This is a genomic window from Variovorax sp. V15, from assembly GCF_041154425.1.
GTDB lineage: Bacteria > Pseudomonadota > Gammaproteobacteria > Burkholderiales > Burkholderiaceae_C > Variovorax > Variovorax guangxiensis.
The window spans coordinates 388,255-399,328 of record NZ_AP028659.1 but is presented as its reverse complement, the minus strand read 5'-3'; the positions used below and the strand labels follow the sequence as shown (position 1 = coordinate 399,328).

The following is an 11,074-nucleotide window of genomic DNA, read 5'->3' as shown; positions in this document are numbered from 1 at the left end:
GATTCTCGCGCGTTAGTCACAACGCCATCGCATTCGTACATCCGGGGATCAGAGAAATCACATGACTCGCACAAGAACAAGCCTTTCGGCCCTTCAACGCCCGTTGCGCGGCTTGCTGCTCGGGCTGGCGCTGGTGTGCGCCGGCTTCGCGGCCAACGCGCAGTCCATCGGGCGCCTGAACCTGCAGCAGGGAACGGTGAGCGTCTCGTCCGCCGGCGACGATCGCTGGTCCGCCGCCCGGCCCGGGCGCGAACTCGGCGCCGGCGACCGCATCTGGACCGACCGCAACGCGCGCGCCGAGGTCTACATCGGCCCGGCCGCGCTGCGGCTCGATGGCGGGACCTACGTGGAGTTCACCGGCATCGACGAGGACACCATCCGCATCAACGCCGGCCGGGGCAACCTGCAGCTGAGCGTGCGCGACATGGCCTCGGGCCAGCGCATCAGCATCGACACGCCCAATCTCTCGGCGGTGATCGGCGCGCCGGGCGAATACCGCATCGCCGTCGACGAGGCCGACACGACGACCACCTGGGCGGCGGTGGCCTCGGGCCACCTCACGCTGCGTGGCCAGAACGGCATCTCGCAACTGCTGACCGGGCGCCAGCAGACCACGGTGTCGGGCCGGAACCTCACGACCGTGCGCACCACGCGCTCGCAGAACAGCAGTTTCGACACCTGGGTGGCCGAGCGTGGCCGGTACGACGACCCCGTACGCTACGCCCAGCCGGCCGTGGCGGTGCCGCCTGCGGCACTGATCGCGCGACAGCAGCAGATCGAATACGAACAGGCCCGGCAGCAAGCGCAGTGGATGGAGCAGCAACGCGCCGCCCAGGCGGCCCAGCAGCAACAGCTGGAGTGGCAGCGCGAGCAGGACTGGCGCCAGCAGCAGGAGTGGCGCCAGCGACGCGAATGGCGCGATCGCGCCGAACAGGACCGCTGGCAGCAACAACAGCAGTTGCAGCTGCAACTCCAGCAGCAGCAACGCCAGGCCCTGCGCCAGCAGCAGGAAATGCAGCAGCGCGCCGCGCAGGCGCAGGCCCTGCAGCAGCAACAGCTGCTTCAACAACAGCAGGCGGCACAGATGCAGCTGCAACAGCAACGCGCGGCCCAGCAACAGGCGTTGGCCCAACAGCAGATGCTTCGCCAGCAGCAGGAGCTGCAGCAACGCACCGCGCAGATGCAGCAGCAGGCGCAGGCTCAGCAACAGGCCTTGCAGCAGGCCCAGTTGCGTGCGCTCCAGCAGCAGCGCGGCACGCCGCCGCAACCGGGCCAGCCCGCCGGCGACGATCCGCGCAGGCTCTGGACTTCCCCGGACTCGCGCCAGTAGCCGGCGCTTCTTCAGCCGCGCGGTGCACCTTCCGCAGGCTGGCCGCACTGCGCACAGAACCTTGCGCCGGCCTGCACGGCGGTGCCGCACTGACTGCAGGCAGCCGGCTGCATCGAACCGCCGCATTGCTGGCAGAAGCGCGCGCCGGACGCGCTGACGGCGCGGCATGACGGACATGCGCTGTCCCTGCCCGATGACGATGCGCCGTTGCCGTATGCGCCGTTGCCGTATCCGCCGCGCGAGCCGTGGTGGCCGCCGCCACCACCATGACGCGACCCGCCGTGTCCACCGAAGAGTCTTTCGAGCATGCCCATGTGTTTCCCCCTGAGAGCTGGCATCCCGCGCAAGCGTCGCCGGTGGCGATGAACTCCCGCGGGGCCTGCGGGCAGTGGAATCCCTGCAGCAGCTCCAGAGTCAAGCAAGCCCCGCCCGAAGCGCCGCCTTCGGCCCGCCGCTACAGTCGGCGGCCAAAGGAGCCAAGCTTTCCCATGCCCACATTCGACTTCGATCTCTTCGTCATCGGCGGCGGCAGCGGCGGCGTTCGCGCCGCGCGCATGGCGGCGCAGACCGGCGCCCGCGTCGCCCTCGCCGAGGCCGCCGAGCTCGGCGGCACCTGCGTCAACGTGGGCTGCATTCCCAAGAAGCTCTACAGCTACGCGGCCGGCTATGCCGAATCCTTCGAGGAAGCCGCGGGCTACGGCTGGACGCTTTCCGAGGCGCCGCAGTTCGACTGGGCGCGCCTGAAGGCGCAGCGCGCGAAGGAGATCACGCGGCTCAACGGCATCTACGCCTCGCTGCTGAAGAACGCGGGCGTCACGCTCGTCACCGGCTGGGCGCAGCTGGTCGATCCGCATACGGTGGAGGTCGACGGCAAGCGCCACACCGCGCGCCACCTGCTCGTGGCCACCGGCGGCACGCCCTTCGTGCCCGACATCCAGGGCCGCGAGCACATCGTGACCTCCGACGCGATGTTCGACCTCGAGCCGTTCCCCAAGCGCCTGCTGGTGGTGGGCGGCGGCTATATCGCCTGCGAGTTCGCGTCGATCTTCAACGGGCTGGGCTCCAAGGTCACGCAGCTGCACCGACGCGCGCACCTGCTCACCGGCTTCGACGACGACGTGCGGCAGTTCCTGGCCAACGAGATGGGCAAGGCCGGCGTCGACGTGCGGCTGAACTGCGATGTCGCATCGGTAACCCGCGGCACCGGCGGCGCCGGCGGGCTTACGGTCACGCTCGCGCGCGGCCAGCAGATCGAGGCCGACACCGTGCTCTTCGCCACCGGCCGCGTGCCCAACACGCAGGGGCTGGGCCTCGAGGCGGCGGGCGTGAAGCTTGACGAGCGCGGCGCGATCGCGGTCGATGCGCACTACCGCAGTTCGGTGCCGTCGATCTACGCGGTGGGCGACGTCTCCACCCGCGTGCAGCTCACGCCGGTGGCGCTGGCCGAGGCGATGGTGGTCGTCGACGAACTCTTCGGCAAGGGCAAGCGCCGCCTCGACTACGAGTTCATTCCCACCGCCGTGTTCACGCACCCGAACATCGGCACCTGCGGCTACACCGAGCTCGACGCGCGCGCGAAGTTCGGCGAGGTGACGGTGTTCTCCAGCGAGTTCAAGTCGCTGCGCCACACGCTCTCGGGCCGCAGCGAGCGCACCTTCATGAAGCTGGTGGTCGACAAGGCCACCGACCGCGTGGTGGGCCTGCACATGGTGGGCGCCGATGCCGGCGAAGTGGTGCAGGGCTTCGCGGTGGCGATGCGCGCAGGGGCGACGAAGGCGATCTTCGACAGCACGGTGGGTATCCACCCGACTGCCGCCGAAGAATTCGTGACGATGCGCGAGCCGATGCCCGGCTAGGCTCGGGCCGCCTGCTGCTTGCCCTCAAGCAGCTTCACCATCACGAACAGCACGCGGTTGGCCGGCGTGGGCACGCCGAGCGCCTCGCCGCGGCGCACGATCAGGCCGTTGAGGTGGTCGATCTCGCTGGGCTTGCCGCGCGCGAGGTCCTGCGCGGTGGACGAGTACTGCGAGGGCATGGTCTGCGCGATGGCGCGCACGGCGGCGGCGGTGTCGCCGGGCACTTCCACGCCCTCGGCCCTGGCAACCGCGAGGCACTCGGCCACCACGTCGCGGATCATGTCGGTCACGCCGGTGCCCTTCACGAGCACGCCGTAGGGCAGCTGCGTGACGGCGGAAAGCGCGTTGTAGGCGCAGTTGAGGATCAGCTTGGCCCACAGCGATCCGCGCACATTGGACGAAATCTGCGTGGGCACGCCGGCGGCTTCGAGGTGCCTTGCCACTTCCTCGCCGCGGCCCGAGGGGGCGATCACCAACTCGCCGCGTCCGTGGTGCTTCACGTGGCCGGGCCCGGCCATTTCGGTCGCGACGTAGACGACCGCCGCCGCCACCTCGTTCGACGGCGGCAGCACCGAGCGCACGCGCTGGTCGTTGTCCACGCCGTTCTGCAGCGTGAGCACCAGCGCGCCAGGGGCGAGATGCGGCTTGATCTGTTCGGCTGCCGCTTCGGTGTCGGTCGATTTCACGCAGAAGAGCACGAGATCGGCGCCCTCCACGGCGGAGGGCTCGGTGCTCGCGGCAACCTTCACGTGCTCGTCGAAGGCCTTGGTCTCCAGGCGCAGGCCACTGGCGTTGACGGCCTCGACGTGCGAGGAGCGGCCTATCAGTACCACCTCGTGCCCGGCGCGCGCGAGCATTGCCCCGTAGTAGCAGCCGACCGCGCCGGCACCCATCACTGCGACTTTCATCGGTTCGTTTCCTTTCCTGTTCCTGCCTGGGATGGCTTCATGCCTCGGTCTCCACGCCGCGCGACTTCTGTCCTTCGTCGAGCAGCCATTCGCGGAACGCCGCGAACGCCGGCAGGTCGAGGCGGTCGGGCCGGTAGCAGAGGTAGTGCCCCTGGTTCACGCTCACCGGCGTGCCGCAGGGGCTCAGCAGCGCGCCCTCGGCGAGCTCTTCCTGCACCAGCAGCTTCGGCACGAGGCCGATGCCCAGTCCGTTGAGCGCCGCCTGGATCAGCGCCGAATACTGCGCGAAGCGCGGGCCGGCCACGATCTGCACCTCGGGCACGCCGTGCTGCACGGCCCACAGGCGCCAGGCGGTGGGCGCGCCCTCGTGGTGCAGCAGCGTATGGCCAACGATGTCGGCGGGCTGCGCGATGCGGTGGCGCCCCTCGACCAGCGAGCGCGCCACGATCAGCACGAACTCGCGCCCCGCGATGTATTCGGACACCACGCCGGGCCAGCCGTCGGGGCCGTAGCGGATGGCGGCGTCCACGCCTGCCGGAATGCCGTCGCTGGGCTCCAGGTGGCGGCTGAAGCTCAGCATCACGTGCCGGCTCTTCTGGCTGAAGGCGGGCAGGCGCGGAATGAGCCACTTGGTGAGGAAGGTGGGCACGCTCGCCAGCGTGAGCAGGCCCGCGCCCGCGTCGCCCGAGCGGGCCTCGAAGGTGGCGGTCTCGATGGCGCGCAGGCCGCCGGAGATCTTCTGCCAGTACACGCGCCCCTGCGGCGTGAGCTGGACGCCGCGCCCGTTCTTCTGCAGCAGCTCGCGGCCGAGGAAGGCTTCGAGCCCCGCGATCTGCTTGCTGACCGCGCTCACGGTGATGCACAGCGCGCCGGCGGCCAGCGTAATGCTCTGGTGGCGCGCGACGGCGTCGAAGGCCAGCAGTTCCTGGATGGTGGGGCAGTCGCGCTTCATGCCTGGCCTCGCTTCGTGAAAGCCGCATGAAAAACGCTTTCCAATTGCTCAAGTGTCGTCATCCAACTTTCACCCATAAGTTCGTACGCGATTCCTAGAATTCGAGGCAACGCGGCGGCAAGCCCGGCGCGAACAGTAGCGCATCCGGAAAGTATGCCGGGCGCCCATGACATTCGGAGGCAAGCTTGGTTCGCTTCATCTCGCTCATCTACGGCCTGTACCTGCTGCTGCCCATCGCGCTGCTGCTGGTCGGCAGCGTGGGCGGCAACTGGACCAACACGCTGCTGCCCACGGGCATCACCGGGCAGTGGTATCTCGACCTCTGGCTCGACACCTCCTTCCGCAAGGCCTTCGTGAGCAGCCTCGTGGTGGCCATGTCGGCCTGTGCCATCAACACCGTGCTGGCCCTGCCGCTGGCCTATGCGCTGTACCACGGCGCGCGGCGCGGCGGCAGCCTGGCGGCGCGCATCGTGAGCGCCACGCCGGTGGCGGTGCCGGCGATCACGCTGGCCTTCGGCTACATGATCGTCTTCAACACCGACCTCGCGCCCTGGCTGGGCTCGATGCCTCTCTTGATCGCTGCGCACGCGATCCTCACGCTGCCCTACCTCACCAACACGCTGCTGACCGACCTGCGCCACCTCGACCTGAGCCGCCTGGAGCAGGCCGCCGCCACGCTCGGCGCCTCGGGCTGGCAGCAATTCACCGGCATCGTGCTGCCCAGCCTGCGCCAAAGCCTGATCAGCGGGCTGGTGATGGTGGCGGCCATTTCGGTGGGCGAGTTCGGCGTGTCGAACCTGCTCACGAGTTTCCAGAATCGCACCTACCCGGTGGTGCTGCTGCAGGCCTTCTACGGCGCGACGGGCTTCGCCTGCGCGGCCACGGTGATCCTGCTGGTGCTGGCGAGCGCGTCGGCGCTTCTTTCGTCCTCCCTCGTGAAGCAACGCGCATAAGCGGCAGAACCGATACGCCATGAGCCTCCTCCTCGACAAGGTCAGCTACAACTACCCCGGCAGCACGCACGGCCTGCACGAGGTGTCGCTCGACGTGCACACCGGCGAGCTGGTCGCGGTGATCGGGCCCAGCGGCTCGGGCAAGTCGACGCTGCTCAAGCTGGTGTCGGGCCTGGAGACGGGCCACACCGGCCGCATCGCGCTCGACGGCGAGGACATGTCGCGCACGCCGGTGCACCAGCGCCACATCGGCATGGTGTTCCAGAGCTACGCGCTCTTTCCGCACCTGAGCGTGCTCGACAACGTGGCCTACGGCCTGAAGCTGCGCAAGGTGGCAACGGCCGAGCGGCACCGCCGCGCGCAGGAGCTGCTCGACATCGTGGGGCTGGGCGAGTTCTCGCGGCGCGCGGTGGCGCAGCTCTCGGGCGGGCAGCAGCAGCGCGTGGCGCTGGCCCGCGCGCTGGCCATCGACCCGCGCGCCCTGCTGCTGGACGAGCCGCTCTCGGCGCTCGACGCCAGCGTGCGCGGCCACCTGCGCGACCAGATCCGCGCCATCCAGCAGCGCTTCAATGCCACCACGCTGCTGGTCACGCACGACCAGGAGGAAGCGCTGGCCATGGCCGACCGCGTGGCGATGCTGAAAGACGGCCGGCTGCTGCAGATCGCCACGCCGCGCGACATCTACGAGAACCCCGCGAGCCGCGCGGTGGCGGAGTTCGTCGGGCTCTCGACGATCCTGCCAGCGAAGGTAGCCGCGCCCGGCCGGCTGGACATGGGTTTTGCCGAGCTCTTCGCCGACACCGGCCGGCGCGCCTTCGGCGCCGAGGTGCACGTGCTGGTGCGCCCCGAGCACATCCGACCCGACCCTGCCGCGAACGACGTGAACCGCCTCGCGGGTCGCACCGGCGCGCAGCGCTACCTGGGCGCGCTCACCCGCTACGACTTCGAAGTGCCGGGCGCGGCCAAGCCCTTCCTCGCCGAATCGGCGAAGCCCGCCGGCGAGGCCATCGCCATCGCGCCCGAGCACCTCCGCTTACTCGACCACTGACCTCTTCCTCCAAGGAGCCACCATGCAACGCAGACATCTGATCCAGGCCGCCGGCGCACTGCCGCTGGCCTCTCTCGCGGCCCGTACCGCATTCGCCTTCGACGGCCCCGAGCTCTACGCGGGCGAGAAGGCGCTGTACGCCGAGGCGCAGAAGGAAGGCCTGTGCGTCTCCTTCGACACCGGCCCCGAGTGGGCCAACTGGAAGTCGCTGTTCCGCGACTTCAAGAAGCGCTACCCCGAGATCGAGCTGACCTACAACGACATCGGCTCCGCCGCCACCGTGGTCTCGCTCGAGAAGACCAGGCGCCGCCCGCAGGCCGACACCGCCTACTACTTCGCCGCCTCCGCCGTCGACGCCGTGAAAAAGGACGTGGTCGCGCCCTTCAAGCCCGTCAACTTCGACAAGCTGCCGGCCGTGTTCCGCGAGGCCGAGGGCCGCTGGTTCACCATCCACACGCTCAACATCGCCTTCCTGGTCAACAAGAAGCTGGTGAAGAACGTACCCACCGGCTGGGCCGACCTGCTCAAGCCCGAGTTCAAGAACACGGTGGTGTACCTCGACCCGCGCTCCACCGGCATCGGCCAGGTGCTGACCTTCGCGGCGGCCTACGCCAACGGCGGCAGCGTCGACAACGTGCAGCCCGGTACCGACTACCTCGGCAAGCTGCACGCGGCCGGCAACGTGCTGCGCGTGGAAGGCACCACGCCCTATGCCAAGTTCCTCAAGGGCGAGATCCCGGTGTGGATCAGCTACGAGAACGACGGCCTGAAGGCCAAGCACGTCGACGGCATGGGCGACGCGGTGGAAGTCGTGATCCCCAAGGAAGCCAGCGTGGCCGCGCCCTACGCCATCAGCCTTGTGAAGAACGGCCCGAACCCGAACGCCGGCAAGCTGTGGCTCAACTTCATCATGAGCGAGGCCGGTCAGTCGCTGTTCGCCCAGGGCTTCGTGCGCCCCGCCGTGCCGGGCACGCCGCTGTCGGCCGACGTGGCCGCCAAGATGCCGGCCGCGCCACAGATCAAGCCGCTCGACGTGGTGAAGGCCTCGGAGCGCAAGGCGGAAATCGACAAGCTCTGGGCGCAAGCCGCGCTGGGCAAGTAAGCAGCCATGCGACGCTTTGGCGCCTGGCCCGCGTGGGCCTTCATGGCGCTGTTCTTCGCGGTGCCGCTGGCGGCGCTGCTGCCTGAAGCCTTCGGCGAAGGCGGCAGCGCCTTCGGGCGGCTGTTCGGCAACGCGCTCTTCTTCGGCGCGTTGCGCAATACGCTGGCGCTCGGGCTCGCGGCGGGTGCGATGTCGGCGCTGGTGGGCACCTGCATCGCGATCGAACTCGCGCGCCAGCCCGAAGCGCGCCGCCGCTGGATGATGACGCTGCTGGGCCTGCCGCTGGCCTTTTCGGGCCTGGTGATCGCCTACGGCTTCATCCTGGCCTTCGGCCGGGCGGGCTTCGTAACGCAGCTGCTCGCGGGGCTGGGCGCCGACCCGGCCGCCATCGGCAGCTGGATCTACAGCGTGTCGGGCCTGGGTTTTGCGTATGCCTACTACCTGATTCCGCGCGTGGCGCTGTCGCTGTACCCGGTGTTCGCGAACCTCGACCTGCGCCCGGCGCAGGCGGCGCGCACGCTGGGCGCCTCGTGCTCGCGCGCCTTCTGGGACACGGTGGTGCCCGAGGTGCTGCCTTCGGTCCTGTCGAACGCCTGCATGGTGGCCGCGATCGCGATGGGCACCTACGGCACGGCGCTGGCGCTGGTGGGCACGCAGCTCAACATCCTGCCGCTGATGCTGCTGGCGCAGGTGGGCGACGGCGGTTCCGATTTCGCGGTGGCGGCGGCCCTGTCGCTGGTGCTGATGGTTGTGTGTGTGATCGTGATGGGAGTGGGCGATGTCTTTACGCGAAGGCGCGAGCGCGGCGGTGCTGCCGGCGCCGGTCACTGAGGCGCTGGAACGCCTCGCGCAGAAACAGCGGGGGCCGCAGCGCCACCGCCAGCCGGTGGCCATCATCGGCCCCGGCGACGGCGGCCCGGCCGAGTGCGAGGCCGCCCATGCGGTGGCGCATGCGCTGGCCGGCGCGGGCATGGCGGTGGTCTGCGGCGGGCGCGGCGGCGTGATGGCCGCAGCCTCGCGCGGCGCGGTGGAAGCCGGCGGCATCGCCGTGGGCATCCTGCCCGAGGACGACGACCGCAACGCCAACGAATGGCTCAGCGTGGCCATCCCCACCGGCATGGGCGAGATGCGCAACGGCATCGTCGCGCGCAGCGGCGTGTGCCTGGTCGCCATCGGCGGCAACATGGGCACGCTGTCTGAAATGGCGCTGGGCCTCAAGTGGGGCAAGCCGGTGTTCGTGATGCACGGCGACGTGGCGCTGCCGGGGGCGGTGCAGGCCACGGACGTGAACGACATGCTGGCGAAGGTGCTGGCCTGCCTGTTGAACTGACCCGAGCTGACGGGGCAGCCGCATTGCACAATGCCGGCATGCCCTACATGCCAACCTTCGTCGCTCCCGCCCGCTTCACCGACGCCGCCGCCGCACTCGAACAGGTCAAGCTGATCTACCAGAGCGGCCTCGCGCACCTGCGCGAATCGATGCTGCGCTTCGTCGCCGGCGAAGAACTGCCGGGTCGGGTGCGGGCCTGCTACCCCTTCGTGCGGGTGCACACCCACACCGTCTCGCGCCACACGCCGCCGGCCAACGCCGGCCTGAGCTACGGCTTCGTGGCCGGCCCCGGCCGCTACGAGACCACGCTGACGCGCCCCGACCTGTTCTCGCGCTACTACCTCGACCAGTTCCGCCTGCTGCTGGAAAACCACCAGGTCGAGCTCGAGGTCGGCACCAGCACGCAGCCGATCCCGATCCATTTCTCCTTCGCCGAGAACGACCACATCGAAGGCACCATGAGCGCCGAGCGCCGCGCCCTCATGCGCGACGTGTTCGACCTGCCCGACCTGGGCGTGATGGACGACGGCATCGCCAACGGCACCTTCGAGGCGCGCGATGGCGAGGCGCAGCCGCTGTCGCTGTTCACCGCCGCGCGGGTGGACTACTCGCTGCACCGCCTGCGCCACTACTCGGGCACGGCGCCGGAGTGGTTCCAGAACTTCGTGCTGTTCACCAACTACCAGTTCTACATCGACGAATTCGTGCGCCTGGGCCACGAGGCCATGGCCGACGAGAACAGCGAGTACGTCGCCTTCATCGAGCCCGGCAACGTGGTCACGCGCCGCCGCGGACTGCCCGCCGGCTCGAGCGCCACCTACGGCCACCTGCTCGACGGCAGCCAGGGCACCGCGCCGCCGCGGCTGCCGCAGATGCCGGCCTACCACCTGGTGCGCGAGGACTGCAGCGGCACCACCATGGTCAACATCGGCGTGGGCCCGGCCAACGCCAAGACCATCACCGACCACATCGCGGTGCTGCGCCCGCATGCGTGGATGATGCTGGGCCACTGCGCGGGCCTGCGCAACACGCAGCAGCTCGGCGACTACGTGCTGGCCCACGCCTACGTGCGCGAGGACCACGTGCTCGACGAGGAGCTGCCGCTGTGGGTGCCGATCCCGGCGCTGTCGGAGATCCAGCTCGCGCTGGAAAAAGCCGTGGCCGACGTCACGCGCTACGAGGGACCCGACCTGAAGAAGATCATGCGCACCGGCACCGTGGCCAGCACCGACAACCGCAACTGGGAGCTGCTGCCGGGCAACCAGCCGCAGCGCCGCTTCAGCCAGAGCCGCGCGGTGGCCCTGGACATGGAAAGCGCGACCATCGCGGCCAACGGCTTCCGCTTCCGCGTGCCCTACGGCACCCTGCTGTGCGTGAGCGACAAGCCGCTGCACGGCGAGATCAAGCTGCCCGGGATGGCCAACCACTTCTACCGCGAGCGCGTGGAGCAGCACCTGCGCATCGGCATGCGGGCCATCGACATCCTGCGCGCCGAGGGCTCGACCCGGCTGCACAGTCGCAAGCTGCGCAGCTTCGCCGAAGTGGCGTTCCAGTAAGAAGAACGGCTCCAGCAGGGGCCCGGCAAGGGCCGGGGC

Annotated in this window: 11 protein-coding genes; 8 read left to right on the top strand and 3 right to left on the bottom strand. The window is 69.6% G+C overall.

Annotated elements, in window-relative coordinates; genetic code table 11:
* Window positions 1-61: 61 nt before the first annotated feature.
* Window positions 62-1,330: a hypothetical protein gene (locus ACAM57_RS01930; RefSeq protein ID WP_369660534.1), complete on the top strand. Its 1,269-nt coding sequence runs from the start codon at window positions 62-64 to the stop codon at window positions 1,328-1,330.
* Between the two features lie 11 nt (window positions 1,331-1,341).
* Here ACAM57_RS01930 and ACAM57_RS01925 read toward each other — a convergent pair whose 3' ends face one another.
* Entirely contained in the window at window positions 1,342-1,638 is a 297-nt protein-coding gene (locus ACAM57_RS01925; RefSeq protein WP_369662513.1) for a zinc ribbon domain-containing protein, read from the bottom strand.
* 180 nt (window positions 1,639-1,818) lie between these two features.
* Here ACAM57_RS01925 and gorA point away from each other — a divergent pair, with 180 nt between their 5' ends.
* Window positions 1,819-3,186 carry a glutathione-disulfide reductase gene (gene gorA / locus ACAM57_RS01920; RefSeq protein ID WP_369660533.1) on the top strand — a complete coding sequence of 456 codons (1,368 nt, stop codon included), beginning with the start codon at window positions 1,819-1,821 and terminating at the stop codon, window positions 3,184-3,186.
* Here the strand turns inward: gorA and ACAM57_RS01915 are convergent.
* The gene (locus ACAM57_RS01915; RefSeq protein ID WP_369662512.1) at window positions 3,183-4,127 is read right to left on the bottom strand and encodes a ketopantoate reductase family protein; all 945 of its coding nucleotides are present in this window, start codon (window positions 4,125-4,127) and stop codon (window positions 3,183-3,185) included. The two genes, gorA and ACAM57_RS01915, sit on opposite strands and share 4 nt — an antisense overlap.
* A gap of 4 nt (window positions 4,128-4,131) precedes the next feature.
* Window positions 4,132-5,046, bottom strand: coding sequence for a LysR substrate-binding domain-containing protein (locus ACAM57_RS01910; RefSeq protein WP_369660532.1), 915 nt, complete (start codon window positions 5,044-5,046; stop codon window positions 4,132-4,134).
* Between the two features lie 185 nt (window positions 5,047-5,231).
* On the opposite strand from ACAM57_RS01910, the gene ACAM57_RS01905 reads away from it, so the two are divergent.
* Genes ACAM57_RS01905 through ACAM57_RS01880 form a run of 6 tightly spaced genes read left to right on the top strand, consistent with a single transcriptional unit; the run spans window position 5,232 to window position 11,035 of the window.
* Entirely contained in the window at window positions 5,232-5,999 is a 768-nt protein-coding gene (locus ACAM57_RS01905; RefSeq protein ID WP_369660531.1) for an ABC transporter permease, read from the top strand.
* A 19-nt stretch (window positions 6,000-6,018) separates the two neighbouring features.
* Window positions 6,019-7,047 carry an ABC transporter ATP-binding protein gene (locus ACAM57_RS01900; protein ID WP_369660530.1) on the top strand — a complete coding sequence of 343 codons (1,029 nt, stop codon included), beginning with the start codon at window positions 6,019-6,021 and terminating at the stop codon, window positions 7,045-7,047.
* A gap of 22 nt (window positions 7,048-7,069) precedes the next feature.
* Window positions 7,070-8,149, top strand: coding sequence for an extracellular solute-binding protein (locus tag ACAM57_RS01895; protein WP_369660529.1), 1,080 nt, complete (start codon window positions 7,070-7,072; stop codon window positions 8,147-8,149).
* A gap of 6 nt (window positions 8,150-8,155) precedes the next feature.
* On the top strand, window positions 8,156-8,980 hold the full coding sequence (locus ACAM57_RS01890; protein ID WP_369660528.1) for an ABC transporter permease: 825 nt from the start codon (window positions 8,156-8,158) through the stop codon (window positions 8,978-8,980).
* Window positions 8,928-9,479 carry a TIGR00725 family protein gene (locus ACAM57_RS01885; RefSeq protein ID WP_369660527.1) on the top strand — a complete coding sequence of 184 codons (552 nt, stop codon included), beginning with the start codon at window positions 8,928-8,930 and terminating at the stop codon, window positions 9,477-9,479. The genes ACAM57_RS01890 and ACAM57_RS01885 overlap by 53 nt, the downstream gene beginning before the upstream one ends.
* Before the next feature lie 38 nt (window positions 9,480-9,517).
* On the top strand, window positions 9,518-11,035 hold the full coding sequence (locus tag ACAM57_RS01880) for an AMP nucleosidase (RefSeq protein ID WP_126025474.1): 1,518 nt from the start codon (window positions 9,518-9,520) through the stop codon (window positions 11,033-11,035).
* The last annotated feature ends 39 nt before the right edge of the window (window positions 11,036-11,074 follow it).